Annotated in this window: 16 protein-coding genes; 9 read left to right on the plus strand and 7 right to left on the minus strand. The window is 74.4% G+C overall.

Annotated features, from left to right (window positions below):
• The first annotated feature begins 2 nt into the window (after positions 1-2).
• Complete coding sequence (locus ACFWPI_RS30945) at positions 3-1,511, plus strand: multicopper oxidase family protein (RefSeq protein ID WP_380375819.1); 1,509 nt, start codon at positions 3-5, stop codon at positions 1,509-1,511.
• 66 nt (positions 1,512-1,577) lie between these two features.
• Here the strand turns inward: ACFWPI_RS30945 and ACFWPI_RS30950 are convergent, their stop codons facing one another.
• Together ACFWPI_RS30950 and ACFWPI_RS30955 are read right to left on the minus strand one after the other, a co-directional pair.
• Positions 1,578-3,068, minus strand: coding sequence for an FAD-binding protein (locus ACFWPI_RS30950; protein ID WP_380375817.1), 1,491 nt, complete (start codon positions 3,066-3,068; stop codon positions 1,578-1,580).
• Between the two features lie 63 nt (positions 3,069-3,131).
• Entirely contained in the window at positions 3,132-3,482 is a 351-nt protein-coding gene (locus ACFWPI_RS30955; RefSeq protein ID WP_380375816.1) for a hypothetical protein, read from the minus strand.
• 279 nt (positions 3,483-3,761) lie between these two features.
• Here ACFWPI_RS30955 and ACFWPI_RS30960 point away from each other — a divergent pair, with 279 nt between their 5' ends.
• Together ACFWPI_RS30960 and pgm are read left to right on the plus strand one after the other, a co-directional pair.
• Positions 3,762-4,061 carry a YciI family protein gene (locus ACFWPI_RS30960; protein WP_063352966.1) on the plus strand — a complete coding sequence of 100 codons (300 nt, stop codon included), beginning with the start codon at positions 3,762-3,764 and terminating at the stop codon, positions 4,059-4,061.
• Positions 4,062-4,203: 142 nt separating this feature from the next.
• The gene (pgm, locus tag ACFWPI_RS30965; protein WP_363377591.1) at positions 4,204-5,844 is read left to right on the plus strand and encodes a phosphoglucomutase (alpha-D-glucose-1,6-bisphosphate-dependent); all 1,641 of its coding nucleotides are present in this window, start codon (positions 4,204-4,206) and stop codon (positions 5,842-5,844) included.
• Positions 5,845-5,994: 150 nt separating this feature from the next.
• On the opposite strand, the gene ACFWPI_RS30970 is transcribed toward pgm, so the two are convergent.
• Positions 5,995-6,438 carry a MarR family winged helix-turn-helix transcriptional regulator gene (locus tag ACFWPI_RS30970; RefSeq protein ID WP_380375874.1) on the minus strand — a complete coding sequence of 148 codons (444 nt, stop codon included), beginning with the start codon at positions 6,436-6,438 and terminating at the stop codon, positions 5,995-5,997.
• Between the two features lie 152 nt (positions 6,439-6,590).
• Between ACFWPI_RS30970 and ACFWPI_RS30975 the strand changes: the two genes are divergently transcribed.
• Positions 6,591-6,995 carry a nuclear transport factor 2 family protein gene (locus ACFWPI_RS30975; RefSeq protein ID WP_363377590.1) on the plus strand — a complete coding sequence of 135 codons (405 nt, stop codon included), beginning with the start codon at positions 6,591-6,593 and terminating at the stop codon, positions 6,993-6,995.
• Between the two features lie 20 nt (positions 6,996-7,015).
• Here the strand turns inward: ACFWPI_RS30975 and ACFWPI_RS30980 are convergent, their stop codons facing one another.
• Entirely contained in the window at positions 7,016-8,221 is a 1,206-nt protein-coding gene (locus ACFWPI_RS30980; RefSeq protein ID WP_380375814.1) for an MFS transporter, read from the minus strand.
• A gap of 83 nt (positions 8,222-8,304) precedes the next feature.
• Between ACFWPI_RS30980 and ACFWPI_RS30985 the strand changes: the two genes are divergently transcribed.
• Together ACFWPI_RS30985 and ACFWPI_RS30990 are read left to right on the plus strand one after the other, a co-directional pair.
• Positions 8,305-10,098 (plus strand): RNA-guided endonuclease TnpB family protein, encoded by a 1,794-nt coding sequence (locus ACFWPI_RS30985; RefSeq protein ID WP_380375812.1) that lies wholly within the window; start codon positions 8,305-8,307, stop codon positions 10,096-10,098.
• A 100-nt stretch (positions 10,099-10,198) separates the two neighbouring features.
• The gene (locus ACFWPI_RS30990) at positions 10,199-11,479 is read left to right on the plus strand and encodes an alpha/beta hydrolase family protein (protein ID WP_380375810.1); all 1,281 of its coding nucleotides are present in this window, start codon (positions 10,199-10,201) and stop codon (positions 11,477-11,479) included.
• Positions 11,480-11,633: 154 nt separating this feature from the next.
• Here ACFWPI_RS30990 and ACFWPI_RS30995 read toward each other — a convergent pair whose 3' ends face one another.
• Positions 11,634-12,056, minus strand: coding sequence for a tautomerase family protein (locus ACFWPI_RS30995; RefSeq protein WP_063352960.1), 423 nt, complete (start codon positions 12,054-12,056; stop codon positions 11,634-11,636).
• Between the two features lie 65 nt (positions 12,057-12,121).
• Positions 12,122-12,823, minus strand: coding sequence for an SDR family oxidoreductase (locus ACFWPI_RS31000; RefSeq protein ID WP_380339191.1), 702 nt, complete (start codon positions 12,821-12,823; stop codon positions 12,122-12,124).
• A gap of 145 nt (positions 12,824-12,968) precedes the next feature.
• Between ACFWPI_RS31000 and ACFWPI_RS31005 the strand changes: the two genes are divergently transcribed.
• The 3 genes from ACFWPI_RS31005 to ACFWPI_RS31015 all read left to right on the plus strand — a co-directional run bounded on the left by ACFWPI_RS31005 (position 12,969) and on the right by ACFWPI_RS31015 (position 14,849).
• Positions 12,969-13,604, plus strand: a complete 636-nt coding sequence (locus ACFWPI_RS31005; RefSeq protein ID WP_380375809.1) for a TetR/AcrR family transcriptional regulator — start codon at positions 12,969-12,971, stop codon at positions 13,602-13,604.
• 173 nt (positions 13,605-13,777) lie between these two features.
• Entirely contained in the window at positions 13,778-14,275 is a 498-nt protein-coding gene (locus ACFWPI_RS31010; protein ID WP_380375807.1) for a hemerythrin domain-containing protein, read from the plus strand.
• A gap of 73 nt (positions 14,276-14,348) precedes the next feature.
• Positions 14,349-14,849 carry a hypothetical protein gene (locus ACFWPI_RS31015; RefSeq protein WP_380375805.1) on the plus strand — a complete coding sequence of 167 codons (501 nt, stop codon included), beginning with the start codon at positions 14,349-14,351 and terminating at the stop codon, positions 14,847-14,849.
• Between the two features lie 53 nt (positions 14,850-14,902).
• On the opposite strand, the gene ACFWPI_RS31020 is transcribed toward ACFWPI_RS31015, so the two are convergent.
• Complete coding sequence (locus ACFWPI_RS31020; protein ID WP_380375803.1) at positions 14,903-15,094, minus strand: DUF397 domain-containing protein; 192 nt, start codon at positions 15,092-15,094, stop codon at positions 14,903-14,905.
• Positions 15,095-15,257 lie beyond the last annotated feature (163 nt).

The following is a 15,257-nucleotide window of genomic DNA, read 5'->3' on the forward strand; positions in this document are numbered from 1 at the left end:
CGATGGTGACCAGACGCAGGATGATCGGCGCCGCCCTGGCGACCGGGGGAGGGGTCCTGCTCATGCGCACCACCCTGCGCCCGGCCGCCTCCGTGGAGACCGCCGCCGCCGCGGCCGCCCACACCCACCCGGGCGCCACCGCCCCCGCCGCCGAGGCCGACCCGGGCCCCGACGCCGGCCCCGCCCTGGCACCGAAGTTCACCGCCGCGATGCCCCTGCCCCCGGTGCTCGCCCCCGTCTCCACCGACGGCGCCGCCGACACCTACGCCGTCACCATGCTCAAGTCCTACGCCCGCATCCTGCCCGGGCACCGCACCGACGTCCTCACCTACAACGGCGCCTTCCCCGGCCCCGTCATCCGCGCCCGCTCCGGACGCCCGGTCGTGGTGCGCCAGACCAACCTGCTGGACGACCCCGTCTCCGTCCACCTGCACGGCGCCCGCGTCCCCGTCGCCTCCGACGGCGGCCCCATGAACCTCCTGGACGCCGGCGCCACCCGCACCTACACCTACCCCAACGACCAGCCCCACGCGAGCCTGTGGTTCCACGACCACGCCCACCACCTGGAGTCCGAGCACGTCTACCGGGGCCTGGCCGGCACCTACCTGATCACCGACGCCACCGAAGCCGCCCTGCCGCTGCCCGCCGGCCGCTACGACCTGCCCATCGCCCTGCGCGACGCCCGCTTCGACCCCCAGGGCCGCCTCGTCTACCGCATGGACGACCCCCTCAACCGCACCACCATCCTCGCCAACGGCCGCCCCTGGCCCAAGGTCGAGGTCGCCGCCCGCAAGTACCGGCTGCGCCTGCTCAACTCCTCCAACCTGCGCTTCTTCTCCCTGCGCCTGGCCGACGGCGGCCCCCTCACCCAGATCGGCTCCGACGGCGGCCTGCTGGAACGCCCCCACGTCACCGACACCGTCGACCTCTCCCCCGGGGAGCGCGCCGACGTCGTCGTCGACTTCTCCCGCTACCCGGTCGGCTCCAGCATCGTCCTCACCAACTCCATGCCCCCCGGCCCCGCCGAACACGTCGGCCAGGTCCTGCGCTTCGACATCACCCGCGCCGCCGACGACCCCAGCCGCGTCCCCGCCCAGCTGCGCACCCTGCCCGCCCTGGGCGCGGCGGCCCGCGAGCGCACCGTCGTCCTGGAGTACCAGGAGAAGCCCGGCGCCGCCCCGCTGGGGCTGATCGACGGCAAGGTGTACGACCCGGCGCGGGTGGACGCCTCGGTGGCGTTCGGCACCTCGGAGATCTGGACGGTCGTCAACGCCAACAAGGACGTCCCGCACAACTTCCACCTGCACCTGGTGCAGTTCCGGGTGCTGGCGCGCAACGGCGCCGCGCCCGGCCCGGCGGAGTCCGGCCTGAAGGACACCGTGCGCCTGCTGCCGGGGGAGAGCGTGCGCCTGCAGGCCCTCTTCGACTCCTACCGCGGCCGCTACCCCTACCACTGCCACCTGCTGGACCACTCCGCGATGGGCATGATGGCGCAGCTGGAGATCACCTGACCACCTTTTACTCGACCCCCCCCGCCGGGCCGCCCGCCCCCCGCAGGCGGCCCGGGGGCCCGGCCGTCAGCCGGCGTGGATGCCCTGGCCCGGCGCCAGGATCCCCGCCGGATCCCACCGCCGCTTGGCCCGCTCCACCCGCTCCCACAGACCGCCGTAGTGGCGCCGCCAGTCCGCCCCCGTCATCCCCGGCACCGCCCCGATCAGGTAGCGCTTGCCGCCCAGCTCCACCGCCCGGTCGTACAGCCGCCGGTTGCGCTCCAGCATCGCCGCCGTGTCCGCCCCCGGCGCCGGGAACGCCAGCAGGTCGAAGTGCCAGCCCACCGGCTCCTGCGGCAGCACCGCCAGCGGCGCCCCCACCCGCGCCCGCGCGTACGGGTAGAACAGCAGCAGCCCCGCCCCCAGGTCCTCCGCCGTCAGCAGCGCGGTCGCCTCCCGCATGAACACCCCCACCGTCGAGGCGGGCAGGAACAGGCTCAGCCACGGCTTCGGCAGCCCCCAGAACCCGGCCGCCCGCAGGTACCCCGCGAACGCGTCCACCCGGAACGCGTACTCGCGCCAGCTCTGCTCCACCACCGTCGTCTCGCCCGCCACCCCGTGCAGCCCCGCCAGCAGCGCCTCCCGGTCCACCGCCCGCCCGGCGTCCCCGTAGGCCACCAGCTCCGCCGTGTAGCGCCACCGCTGCCCGTCCGCGCTGCGCACCACGTTGCCGACCTGGAGGTCGAAGCGGCCCTGGGCCAGCACCTTCTCCTGGTCCGCGCGGTAGAGGTCCGCGTCGTCGTAGGCCAGGGTGAACACGGTGGCGCGCTCGCGCGCCGGCACCAGGGCGAGCGTGGCCCGCACGATGATCCCCACCTGCCCGCCGCCGGCCAGCACCGCCTCGAACAGCTCCCGGTTGTGCTCGCGCGAGGCCGTCACCAGCTCGCCGGTGCCGGTCACCACGTCCAGCGACCGCACGGTGTCCGCCTGCAGCCCGTGGCGCTGCACCGCCCCGCCGATGCCGCCCACGCTCAGCGTCCCGCCCACCGACAGGTGCAGGTAGTCCGTCAGGCACGGCGGCATCCAGCCCGCCGCCAGCGCCGCGTCCGTCAGCTGCGCCCAGGTGGCGCCCGCCTCCACCACGGCCCGCCCGGGTTCGACGGAGAGGATCCGCGACAGCCCGCGCGCGTCGATCGCGATGCCGCCGCGGGGGTTGGCCTGGCCGTAGCTGGAGTGCGACTCCAGCCCGCTGTCGCCGGCCGCCGCCTGGTCGCCGCTCTGCCCGTTGACCGCCACCGGGATGCGGTGGCGGCGGGCGAAGGCCACCACCTTCTGGACGTCGCGCACCGAGGCCGGGCGCAGCACCGCGCGGGGCGAGGCGGTGACCAGGTGCCCGAAGTCGGAGGAGAACCGTTCCACGTCGGCGCCCCGCAGGGCCACCGTGCCGTCCAGGGCGGGCAGTTGATCCACGTTCTCGCCCGGCTCGGCGGCCCAGGCGCGGGCGGCGGTGTTCCAGCCGACGACGGCGGCGCCGGCGCCGGCGATCAGTGCGCGGCGGGACAGACCTGAACTGCTCATATCAGCGTTTCTCCGATCAGTCGTCAAATAGGGATTGTTGTACCGCAACCACCCCGCGACCACCTACCTCCCCGCACGCCCCTCCTGCTCCAGCCCCGCCAGCGCGGCCGCGATGTACTCCGGCATCCGCATCTGGTGGGCCGGGGCGCCGGCGGGGATGTGCGCGCAGGCGGCCCGCGCCTCCTCCAGCAACGCCCGCCGCGCCCCGGGCAGATGGGCCACCCGCGGCGAGTCGGCCGCCGTCCACAGCACGTGGGCGAGCTTGTAGGCGTACACGGGCGGGCTGACCGGGAACAGCGCCCGGTACACCCACAGCCCCTCCGGGGCGTCCAGGACCCACTCGTTGTGGCTCAGCAGCCGCACCCGCGCCTTGAGCACCAGGTCCCTGTGCGCCGTGTCCTTGTGCACCGTCATCCTCGCGTCCCCCTTCGTCCGTTCACCGCCCACCGCCTGCGGCGCCGTACGGCCCGTGCGCAGCACGGCGCGCGCCCCGGCCGCCCTGGACAGGGGGCCGGCGCGTGGCCGAAGGAGTGGATGCGGACGAGTCTGCGGGCTGCGCCCGCCGCCCGGCAAGGTGTGATCCGGGTGCTCTGCGTCCTACCGAAACCCCCCGCTGAACTGGCACAATGGGGCTCGGTACACGCCGGGATCCCCGGCCGCGAGGCCCCTGTCGTGCGGGGCTAGCCTGGTCGCATGTTCGTACTTGAGCTGACGTACACCGCCCCGCTGGAGCGCATCGACGCCGCCCTGCCGCAGCACGTCGAGTGGCTGCGCGGGCACTACGAGGCCGGCACCTTCCTCGCCTCGGGCCGCAAGGTGCCGCGCGAGGGCGGGGTGATCATCGCGCTGGGCGAGGACCGTGCCGCGGTCGAGGAGCTGACCCGCACCGACCCCTTCGCCCGCGAGGGCCTGGTCGCCTACACGGTGACCGAGTTCCTCGCCACCACCACCGCCCCCGCCCTGGACGCCTACCGCCAGCAGCTGCCCGCCTGAACCCCGGCCCCTGAACCCCGGCCCCTGAACCCCGGCCCCGCCGTGCCCCGCCCCGCCTCGCGGTTCGGGGCACGGTCGCGTTCTGGCTACGATCGGTGGCACGGGGCAAGGACGCGTACGGGAAGTTGGCGGGAGAAGACGGATGGCACACGCACGGGCCGGGCAGTTGGCACAGCCGGATGACCTGGTGGATGTGGCGCGGCTGGTGACGGCGTACTACGCGCTGAACCCGGACCCTCAGGAGGTCGGCCAGCGGGTGGCGTTCGGCACCTCGGGCCACCGCGGGTCCTCGCTGGACGCCGCGTTCAACGAGGACCACATCGCCGCGACCACGCAGGCGATCTGCGAGTACCGGGCCCAACAGGGCATCGCAGGACCGCTGTTCCTGGGCGCCGACACGCACGCGCTCTCGGAGCCGGCGAAGGTGACGGCGGTGGAGGTGCTGGCCGCCAACGGCGTGCAGGTACTGCTGGACGCGGCCGACGGCTACACCCCCACGCCCGCGGTCTCGCACGCGATCCTGGCCCACAACCGGCGCAGCCCCCGGGCGCTGGCGGACGGCATCGTGGTCACCCCCTCGCACAACCCGCCGCGCGACGGCGGCTTCAAGTACAACCCGCCCAGCGGCGGCCCGGCCGGCTCGCAGGCCACCGGCTGGATCCAGGACCGCGCCAACGAGCTGATCCGCGAGGGCCTGCGCGGCGTCAAGCGCGTCCCGTACGCGCGGGCGCTGGCGGCGGCGACCACCGGGCGCCACGACTACCTGGGCACCTACGTCGATGACCTGCCCGCCGTCCTCGACCTGGACGCGGTGCGCGCGGCCGGGCTGCGCATCGGCGCGGACCCGCTGGGCGGGGCGTCGGTGGCGTACTGGGCGCGCATCGCCGAGACGCACCGCCTGGACCTGACGGTGGTCAACCCGGTCACCGACCCGACCTGGCGGTTCATGACGCTGGACTGGGACGGCAAGATCCGCATGGACTGCTCCTCGCCGTCCGCGATGGCCTCCCTGATCGGGCGCCGAGACGAGTACGCCATCGCCACCGGCAACGACGCGGACGCCGACCGGCACGGCATCGTCACCCCCGACGGCGGCCTGATGAACCCCAACCACTACCTGGCGGTGGCCGTCGACTACCTGTACCGCCACCGCGCGGACTGGCCCGCCGACGCCGCGGTCGGCAAGACGCTGGTGTCCTCCTCGATGCTGGACCGGGTCGCCGCCGACCTCAAGCGCGAACTGGTCGAGGTGCCGGTGGGCTTCAAGTGGTTCGTCGACGGGCTGGCGGAGGGCTCGATCGCCTTCGGCGGCGAGGAGTCGGCCGGTGCCTCGTTCCTGCGCCGCGACGGCGGGGTGTGGACCACCGACAAGGACGGCATCCTGCTGGCCCTGCTGGCCTCCGAGATCACCGCCGTCACCGGCGCCACCCCCAGCGCCTACTACCGGGAGCTGACCGAGCGCCACGGCGCCCCCGCCTACGCCCGAGTGGACGCCCCGGCCGACCGCGAGCAGAAGGCGCGCCTGGCCCGGCTCTCCCCGCAGCAGGTCACCGCGGGCGAGCTGGCCGGCGAGGCGGTGACCGCGGTGCTGGCCGAGGCGCCCGGCAACGGCGCGCCGATCGGCGGCATCAAGGTGTGCACCGACAACGCCTGGTTCGCGGCCCGCCCCTCGGGCACCGAGGACGTCTACAAGATCTACGCCGAGTCCTTCCTCGGCACCGGCCACCTGGCCCGGGTGCAGGAGGAGGCCCGCGCCCTGGTCGGCGAGGTCCTCGGCGCCTGATCCCCGCGCCCGCGGGTGCCCCGGACCGGTTCCCCGGCCCGGGGCACCCGCGTTTTCCGGGCCCCTCGCCCTCACGGCGCTGTCCCGCGCGCCCCGCCGCCCCGCGCGCGCCCCTTCGCCCCGCCGCCCCTTAGCCCTTTCGCCTCGTGCTCAGCCGAACGGGCCCTGCTCGGTGAAGCGCCGCAGCGACCGGGCGAACGCCTCGGCCTCCCCGGGCGGCCAGGAGGCGAGCGCCTCCTCGATGCCGCCGGCCAGGCGCCCGCGCATCACCGCCACGGTGCGCTCGCCCGCGCCGGTCAGGGTCAGCAGGGTGGCGCGCTGATCGTGCGGATCGGCCTCGCGGCGCAGCAGCCCGGCCTCCTCCAGACGGGTGGCGCGGCGGCTGACCCCGGAGCGGTCCAGGCCGATCTCGGCGGCCAGGTCGGCGGCGCTGCGCGCCCCGGTGCGGGCCAGGCCGGAGAGCACGGGGTAGGTGACCTCGTCCACCGCCTCGCCCAGGCCCTCGGTCAGGCGCCGGTAGAGCGCGGCGCGGGCGGGGCGGCGCAGCAGGACGGCCAGGGCCTGGGCGACGGCGTCCCCGAGGCCGGGGGCAATTTCAGGGGCGGGGTCGGGGGCGGGGTCGGGGATTTCGGGGGAGTGGTCCACCCCCCGATCATAGCGTGCGCGGCGCACGCGTTCCTGGGGTACGCTCATCCCATGAAGCGTGCGCCACGCACGCATTGTCGGATTCCGAGAAGGGAACCCCCATGCCCGCCACCGCCCCCCGCACCACCATCGCCGCCGCCCTCGACGACCTGCTCTTCACCCCCGGCCTCGACCTGGAGACCGCCGTCGAGCGCCACTTCACCCCCGACTACCGCCAGCGCACCGACGGCCGCTGGGACGACCGCGCCGCCTTCACCGACCACATCCGCCACCTGCGCGCCGTGGTCGCCTCCGGCCGCGTCCAGGTCCACGAGGAACTCCACGACGGCGACCGCACCGCCACCCGGCACACCGTCGACGTCCTCAAGACCGACGGCACCCGGGTCTCCATGGAGGTCTACCTCTTCGGCCGGTACGCCCCCTGCGGACGCCTGCGCCGCATCGAGGAGACCACCCTCCTGCTCGCCGGAGCCGAGGCCGACCGCAACCTCGGCTCCGCCCGCTGAGACCCCGGTCTGTTCGACGATCAGGACCGCGACGGTGCCGGCGCCGGCACCGTCGCCACCTCCTCCTCCGCCGCCCCCGCCGCACCCGCCCGCGCGTCCCGCGTGGTCGCCGCCGCCGTCACCGCCGCCACCAGCGCCAGCCCCGCCGCCGCGAACGGGAACCACCGCCCGCCCAGCACCGCGATCGCCGCACTGCCCGCCACACCCCCGGCCGCCGTCCCCAGGTACAGCGCACTGCTGTTCAGCGAGATCAGCAGCGGCGCGTTCCCCGGATCGATCGACGCCAGCCGGTGCGGCAGCGCCACCGACACCGCCCACCCCGCCAGCGGCACCACCGCCGCGTACACCAGCGCCCCCGGCATGCTGCGCCCCAGCCACGGCAGCACGGCGAACGCGCCCGCCGCCACCGTCGAGCCGGTCAGCAGCACCCGCCGCACCCCGACCCGGTCCACCAGGCGCCCGCCCAGCCAGCTGCCCGCCACCGACATCACGCCCGCCGTCAGCAGCACCAGGCTCAGCCGGTCCGCGTCGCCCCCGGTCGCCCCCGAGACGGCGGTGGCCAGGTAGATGTAGACGCACTGGAAGGCCAGGAAGAACGCTAGCGTGGTGGCCGCCGCCCCCAGCACCCGCCGCTGCCCCAGCGGCGCCAGGCGCGCCCGCAGCCCCGGCGCCGCCACCGGCGCCGGCAGGTCGCGCAGCAGCAGCGCCAGCCCCGCCAGCGCCGCCACGCCCAGCGCGGTGACCAGCCACATCGTCATCCGCCAGTCGCCGCGCCCCACCCAGGTGCCCAGCGGCACGCCCAGCGCGGTGGCCACCGTCATCCCGCCCAGCACGGTGGCCAGCGCCCGTCCGCGCCGCTCGGGGGCGACCAGGGTGGTGGCCACCGCGTTGGCGGTCGGCGTGTACAGCGCGGCCCCGGCGGCCGCCAGGACCCGGGTGGCCAGCAGCAGGCCGTAGCTGGGGGCGAGCGCGCTGAGCGCGTTGGCCGCGCTGAACACCGCGAGCGCGGTCAGCAGCAGCCGCCGGCGCGGCCAGCGGGCGGTGAGCGCGGCCAGCGCCGGGGCCAGCAGCGCGTAGCCGAGCGCGAAGACGGTGACCAGCTGGCCCGCGGCCGGCACGGACACCCCCAGGTCGGCGGCGATCGGGCCGAGGATGCCGGCGACGACCATCGAGTCGGTGCCCATGGCGAAGGTGCCGAGGGCGAGCAGGAGCAGGCGTACGGGCATGGAAAAGCCCCCCGATTGTTTGACGATAGGGCAACAGTTTGACGCTCGTCAAACACTAGGGGATTGGTGGATGATCTGAACTCTTGGGCGCAGATCGCCTGCTTTGCCTGGGGGTTGGCCCATCCTTGGCGCGAAGCTGCGCGGGTCGCTGCGTTGTCGGTGGCGTGCACTACGTTGATCACAGTGGTTGGAAGGGTGGTGTTCCCGTGCTGTCCGGCCGCAGGTATCGGCTTGAACTCACCTCAGATCAGGCGGTGTTGTGTGAGACGTTCGGCAACATCTGCCGGTCGGTGTGGAACATCGCTCTGGAGCAGCGCCGGGAGTATCGGCGGCGCGAGGCGTGGATGAACTACGTGCCGCAGGCCGCTGAGCTTGCGGAGGCGAAGCGGGAGTTTCCGTGGCTGGCGGTCGCGCCGTCGCATGTGTTGCAGCAGACACTTCGGGATCTGGACCGGGCGTGCCGGGAGCACGGGACGTTCGGGGTGCGGTGGCGCTCGGTGCGGCGCTGGTCGCCGTCGTTCCGCTTCCCGGCCGGGAACCTGATCACGGTGGAGCGGATGGGCCGCAGGTGGGGCCGCGCCAGACTGCCCAAGCTCGGGTGGGTGCGGTTTCGCTGGTCGCGTCCGCTGGGTGGCGGGATCCGGTCGGCGACGGTCACCCGGCAGGGGCGGCACTGGTTCGTCTCGTTCCTGGTTGAGGACGGCAAAGCAACACCCGAGGCGCACGTGATGCCGTCCACGGCGGTCGGGATCGACCGCGGCGTGAAGATCGCCGCCACCACCAGCGACGGCACGTTCCACGACCGGCGGTTCGCCACGGCGGGCGAGACAGCGAGGCTGCGCCGGCTGCGGCAGAAGCAGGCCTGGCAGAAGAAGGGCAGTACTCGCCGCGAGCAGACGATCGCGGCGATCAACCGGATCACCGGCCGGGTCCGAAACCGCCGCGCGGACTTCTGTGCCTGGACGGCGAACCGGATCACCGGCCAGGCCGCGCTGGTCGTCCTCGAAGACCTCCGGATCAAGAACATGTCCGCTTCGGCGGCCGGGACCGTCGAACACCCCGGGCGCAATGTCCGGGCCAAGGCCGGGCTCAACCGGGCCATCCTGGACAAGGGATGGAACATGCTGGAACTGGCCCTTCGCAACGCCGCCCGGTACACCGGGACGGACGTCGTACTGGTCGACCCCGCGTACACCTCCCAGACGTGCAACGTGTGCAGGCGCGTGGACCCGAAGAACCGCAAGAGCCAAGCGGTCTTCGAGTGCACCGCTTGCGGACACACCGACCACGCCGACGTGAACGCGGCGAAGAACATCAAGGCCGCCGGGCAGGCGGTCTCAGGGCGTGGAGACCTCGGGGTTACCCGGTCGGTGAAGCGCCAACCACCGGCCGACCGCACCCACGCGGGGCGAAGCCCCCGCGCGGCACGCGCGGCCGGAGTCCCCGTCCTTCAGGGCGGGGAGGAAGCCAATGTCAAACCGACGCCGACCCGACGAGGACCACGTGCCATGACCGAAGACGAGCGGCTTCCCCAGCCCACCACCGCCGACATCGACCTCGTCACGGTCCTGCACGCCCTCGGCGACCCCGTCCGGATGACCCTGCTGCTCAGCTACGCCGACGGCGCCGAACACTCCTGCGCCCCCCGCGACCTGGGCCTGGAGCACCTCCACAAGTCGACCGTCTCCCACCACATGCGCGTCCTGCGCGAGGCCGGCGTCACCACCACCCGCGTCGCCGGGCGCAACCGCTTCGTCAGCCTGCGCCGCACCGACCTCGACACCCGCTTCCCCGGCTTGCTCGACGCCCTCCTCACCGGTGCGCCCGCTGCCCCCGCAGCTCCCGCCGCGCCCGCTGGGCCCGCCGTCTCCGGCTGAGGCCTGCGCCCCGGGGCCTATGCCCGCGGTCGTACCCGCCGCCCGGCGCTCCTGCGCCGGCCCGACGCGCCCGCAGGGCCCGACCCGCCACCGTGGGCCCATGACCACCCCGCACACCGTGACCACCCCGTACGCCGCTGCCGCCCCGCACACCGCGGCCGCCCCGCAGTTCGGCCGCCGCAGCGCCCTGGCCGCCCTGGCCGCCACCGCCCTGCTCGCCGCCGCAGGCACCGCCCCCGCCCGCGCGGCCGCCCGCGCCGCCGCCCCGCCCTCACCCCCGGGCCGGCCCCCGCGCCTGATGCTGCCCGCCCCCACCGGGCCCCACCCCGTCGGCACCACCACCCTGCACCTGGTCGACCCCGCCCGCCCCGACCGCTGGGCCCCCACCCCGCGCCCGCGCGAACTGCGCACCCGCCTCTGGTACCCCGCCGCCCGCGTCGCCGGCCACCCCCGCGCCCCCTGGATGAGCCCCGCCGAGACCGCCCACCTGGAGACCGCCTACTTCCAGGTCCCCGCCGCCGGCCTGGACTGGCCCACCACCCACGCCCACGCCGACGCCCCCGCCGAGACCTCGTGCCGCCACCCCGTCGTCCTCAACTCCCACGGCTCCGGCGGCGACTCCGCCTTCAACACCGCTCTCGCCGAGGAACTCGCCTCCCACGGCCACGTCGTCGCCGCCGTCGACCACACCTTCGACGCCGGCGAGACCGAATTCCCCGGCCACCGCCTGGAAGTACGCGACAAGGCCGCCGTCCAGGCCATGACCGACGCCGACATCGTCGCCTACCGCGCCGCCGACGTCCGCCTCGTCCTCGACCGCCTCACCGACCTCGCCGCCGGCGCCGACCCCGACGCCGACCACCGCCCCCTGCCCGCCGGCCTCGCCCAGGCCCTCGACCCGGACGCCGTCGCCATGTTCGGCCACTCCATGGGCGGCGCCACCACCGCCCAGGCCCTCCACGACGACCCCCGCATCCGCGCCGGAGCCGTCCTCGACGGCCCCCTCTTCGGCACCTGCGCCACCGCCGACCAGCCGCGCCCCCTGCTGCTCATGGCCTCCACCTGGGCCAGCCCCGCCCGCGACGCCATGTGGGACACCCTGTGGCCCCACCTGACGGGCTGGCGCCGCCGGCTCACCCTCACCCGCTCCGGCCACCTGTCCTACACCGACCTCCAACTCCTCGTCCCCCAGGGGCAGGACGTGATCGCCTGGCCCGCCGACCAACTGGAGCACTTCCTCGGCACCGGCGACCCGCTGCGCGCCGTCACCGCCCAACGCGCCTACCTCACCGCCTACTTCCAGCTCCACCTGCGCCGCCGCCCCACCACCCTCTTCGACGCCCCCTCCCCGCACTACCCCGAGATCACCCTCGACGCCTGAACCGGCCTGAACCCGCCTGAACCGGCCTGAACCGGCCAGGACCCACCGCCCGCGGGGTGCCGGGGCGGCGGGTCCTGGAGTGGGAAGTCGGCCTGTCCGACTTCTCGCGGCGGCGCCGTGCCGGGGCGTCCGTCGGCAGGAGATCGGCAGGGGATCAGTAGGGGATCGGGCGGTTCTCGCGGGCCCACAGCTGTTCGGCCTCGCTCTGGGGCGGGGGCGGGGAGATCCCGTCCATCATCCACAGGTCCCGGGGCGTCTCGTCGATGTGGAACTCGCAGTACAGGCCGCGCCCGGTGGTGTGGGGCGCGAGGAGGGCGGCGAGGGCCTCCCGGGTGCGCTTGCGCAGGTCGGGGTCCTCGGTGTGCCGGGCGATGTGCTCGACCACGATCCGCACCGCGTCGTGCGCGGGCTGGTCGCCCACGTGGAAGGAGTCGGCGCCGATCTCGTGGAAGAGCGTCATCACGTAGAACTTCGGCAGTCCGAAGCGGGTGTAGAACCCGGTGATGTCGGCGGCGAGTTGCTGCTTCTGCCCGGGGGTGTAGGTGCCGGGAGGGTGGTAGACGTGCCACAGCGGCATGGGTGTTCTCCTCGGTGTCGGCCGGCGGTGGCCGGCGGGTTTCGGCGGTTTCGGCGGGGTGCGGTTCAGCGGCGGATGGGGATGGTGAGGCCCTCCACCGGGCCGGGGAGCGCGGACTTGAGCGCCCGGGTGAGGTCGTCGACGAGGACTTCGCGATCGCCGCGCTCGACGCCGTCCAGGACGATGCGGGCCACCTCGGCGGCCGGGATCTTGTCGACGGGCAGGGCCGCCACCATCTCGGTGTCCGCGAAGCCCAGGTGCACGCCGACGACCTGGGTGTGCTGGGCGGCGAGTTCCAGGCGCAGGGAGTTGGTCAGGGACCACAGGGCGGCCTTGGAGGCGCCGTAGGCGCCGGCGCCCGCGCCCCAGGACAGCGCGGAGTGGATGTCGACCAGCGCCCCGCCGCCACGGGCCGCCAGCACCGGCGCGAAGGCCCGGGCGATGCGCAGCGGGCCCAGGACGTTGGTGTCGAAGGTCTCCTGGACCTGCCGCAGGTCGGCGGTGAGCAGCGCTCCCGGGTACAGGACGCCGGCGTTGTTGAAGACGACGTCGACGTCCTGGACGCGCTCGGCCAGGGCGGCCACCGAGGCGTCGTCGGTGACGTCCAGGGCGAGGACCTCCACCCGTGCGTCCTCGCTGGGCACGGGGGTGCGGGCGGTGGCGTAGACCTTCTTCGCGCCGCGCGCCAGCAGTTCCCCGACGAACGCCCGGCCGAGGCCGCGCAGGCCTCCGGTGACCAGGGCGGTGGAGCCGTCGATCACGGTCATGTGCGTGTTCCTCGCTCTCGGAAGGCGGTGCCCGCAGCCGGGGCACCGCAACGTTTAGATTATTACTATCATCTAAACTGGATGGGGAAGCCCGGATGGGAAAGTAGGACCACCACCACCGCAGGACGAGGAAAGGAACGCAGGCATGCCCCGCGTGTCACGGGCCGAGGCCGAACGCCACCGCCAGGAGGTGATCGACCACACCGCCAGACTGATCCGGGAGCAGGGCTCCGACCAGGTCAGCGTCCCCCGGGCGATGGCCGCCGCAGGCCTGACGCACGGCGGCTTCTACCGGCACTTCGCCTCCAAGGACGACCTCGTCGCCCAAGCCCTCACAGCCGCCTTCACCGAACGCCGCGAAGCCATGGACCGCCTCGCCGACCACCCGCCCACCGGCGACCCCACCCCCGGCACGCCCGCCGCCCAACACCCCACCCCCCGCGCCGAGTTCCTCGCCCGCTACCTCTCCACCCTCCACCGCGACAACCCCGGCCAGGGCTGCGCCGCCGCAGCCCTGGCCGCCGACGCGGCCCGCGCCGAACCCGGTTCCCCGCTGCGCAGCGCCTTCACCGCCGGACTGCACGACCTGGCCGACGGCTTCCAGCACCTGCCCGACGCGGCCGAACGCGAGAGCGCCCTCGCCGACCTGTCCACCATGGTCGGCGCCCTCCTCCTGGCCCGCGCCAGCGAGGACCCCGCCCTGTCCGACGAACTCCTCGCCGCCGCCCGCCACCGCCTGACCACCCCCACCACCCCCACCGCCCCCGCCGGCCCCGCGTAGGGTCGGGGCCGTCGCGCCGCCCCCGGCCCGCCCGCCCGGGCCCGGGGCCACCGGCCGCTGCCGCGGCGGCGCTTGCCCCGACGCCGCGGCCCGTGATCGGATGGCGCCAGCATCGCGTGCCGGTGGCGGACAGCGTCAGGCATGGAGGTGTGGAACCGAAGGGGCCGCCTCCCGTGGCTTCCCATGACGGCGACCGCGTGGTCGCCCTGAGCCTTCAACTCTCCCGAGCACACCAGGAACTGCGCCGCCAGGTCGGCCGCATCAGGGCCGGGATCGGACAGCGCCGCCCGGACGGCGACGCACTGCGCACCCACTGCCTGGCCTTCTGCGCCGCACTGACGGCACACCACCAGGGCGAGGACGAGGGCATGTTCGCCCAGCTGGTGCGCGAACGCCCGCAGCTCGCCGGGACGGTCGCCAAACTCGTCGAGGACCACGAGATGATCGCCGCCATCCTCACCCGGGTGCGCGAACTCGCCGACCGCGCCGCCGAATCGGCCGAATCAGCCGAACCGCCCGGCGAGGGACTGGAAGCGGTCGGGCGCGAACTCGACGGACTCACGGCGATCATGGAATCCCACTTCGCCTACGAGGAACGGACGATCAGCGAAGCCCTCGACGGCGCGACGCCCGAGGGCAGTTGGCCCGACCGGGTGTTCCGGTTCGGCTGACGAGCGAGCCCCCGCCCGGCGGGGGAGCGGAATCCCGTTGCGAGGTGAGGGCCGGCGCTGTAGACATGCCGCGATGACGATTTTTCATTGCGCCGCCTGCGGCGAGGCCCTCACGGCCGACCTTGAGCCCCTCCCGGCGGTTCCGGCCCGGCACCTGTTCGAGGGCGAGCTCGTCAACGGCCGGCGACAGGCCCCGCCCACCATGCCCCGCGGCCACTACGCCGTCGATCCGCAGCCGTACGGACCGCCGTTCGTCCCGGCCGAGGACCAGGACGGCTGTCCCCCCGCCTACCCCGGCGGCCCGTGCATCAGCGACTTCGACGGAATGGTCGTCGTCTCGGCCGGGCCCCGGAACACCTTCGTCCTGCACCCCGACGACGGGACCGGCCTCACCGGGCACATAACAACGAGCGGCCCACCCGGCTGCTGCGGAGCCCCCGGCGACGGCCCGCCCAACCGCGCCTGCCGCTGCGGCGCCGTGGTCGGAGGCGAGATGTCGGACTGCTACACCCCCTACGAACTCCACCTGCTGCCCGACGCCGTCCGCCCCGCTGCCCACACCCCCGACCGCTGACGCACGAGGCCGCACGGACCCGACAGCTCCTTCATCCCACCCAGGAGTTGCCACTACCGGTCGTCGAACTCGCCCGCGCTGACGGCGGCGACGAAGGCCCGCCAGGCGGCGGAGGGGAAACGGAGGACGGGCCCGTCGGGGTCCTTGGAGTCCCGGACGGGCATGAGGCCGGTGAAGCCGTCGGCGACCTCGACGCAGCCGTTCGACCCGCCGCTGTACGTGCTCTTGCGCCAGGTGATCGCCATCGCGGTTGCCTCCTGCGGGTGGAGTGGGAAGTCGATGGGGATGACTTCCCACCCCGGCGCCGGGTTAGTACTGCAACCGCATCTGGGGGGTGTGTCCTCGGCGTTTGTAGTGGGAGTTGCGGGCGCGGGCTTGGCTTCGTCGTCGGAAGTGTGACCAGTGGAG

The organism is Kitasatospora sp. NPDC058492, from assembly GCF_042720685.1.
In the GTDB taxonomy this organism is placed as follows: Bacteria; Actinomycetota; Actinomycetes; order Streptomycetales; family Streptomycetaceae; genus Kitasatospora.

Excerpts from the sequence above, each read along its gene's own strand:
- ACFWPI_RS30945 (WP_380375819.1), top strand. The coding sequence starts at position 3 with ATGGTGACCAGACGCAGGATGATCGGCGCCGCCCTGGCGACCGGGGGA.
- ACFWPI_RS30950 (WP_380375817.1), bottom strand. The coding sequence starts at position 3,068 with ATGAGCAGTTCAGGTCTGTCCCGCCGCGCACTGATCGCCGGCGCCGGC.
- ACFWPI_RS30955 (WP_380375816.1), bottom strand. The coding sequence starts at position 3,482 with ATGACGGTGCACAAGGACACGGCGCACAGGGACCTGGTGCTCAAGGCG.
- ACFWPI_RS30960 (WP_063352966.1), top strand. The coding sequence starts at position 3,762 with ATGTTCGTACTTGAGCTGACGTACACCGCCCCGCTGGAGCGCATCGAC.
- pgm (WP_363377591.1), top strand. The coding sequence starts at position 4,204 with ATGGCACACGCACGGGCCGGGCAGTTGGCACAGCCGGATGACCTGGTG.
- ACFWPI_RS30975 (WP_363377590.1), top strand. The coding sequence starts at position 6,591 with ATGCCCGCCACCGCCCCCCGCACCACCATCGCCGCCGCCCTCGACGAC.
- ACFWPI_RS30980 (WP_380375814.1), bottom strand. The coding sequence starts at position 8,221 with ATGCCCGTACGCCTGCTCCTGCTCGCCCTCGGCACCTTCGCCATGGGC.
- ACFWPI_RS30990 (WP_380375810.1), top strand. The coding sequence starts at position 10,199 with ATGACCACCCCGCACACCGTGACCACCCCGTACGCCGCTGCCGCCCCG.
- ACFWPI_RS30995 (WP_063352960.1), bottom strand. The coding sequence starts at position 12,056 with ATGCCGCTGTGGCACGTCTACCACCCTCCCGGCACCTACACCCCCGGG.
- ACFWPI_RS31000 (WP_380339191.1), bottom strand. The coding sequence starts at position 12,823 with ATGACCGTGATCGACGGCTCCACCGCCCTGGTCACCGGAGGCCTGCGC.
- ACFWPI_RS31005 (WP_380375809.1), top strand. The coding sequence starts at position 12,969 with ATGCCCCGCGTGTCACGGGCCGAGGCCGAACGCCACCGCCAGGAGGTG.
- ACFWPI_RS31015 (WP_380375805.1), top strand. The coding sequence starts at position 14,349 with ATGACGATTTTTCATTGCGCCGCCTGCGGCGAGGCCCTCACGGCCGAC.
- ACFWPI_RS31020 (WP_380375803.1), bottom strand. The coding sequence starts at position 15,094 with ATGGCGATCACCTGGCGCAAGAGCACGTACAGCGGCGGGTCGAACGGC.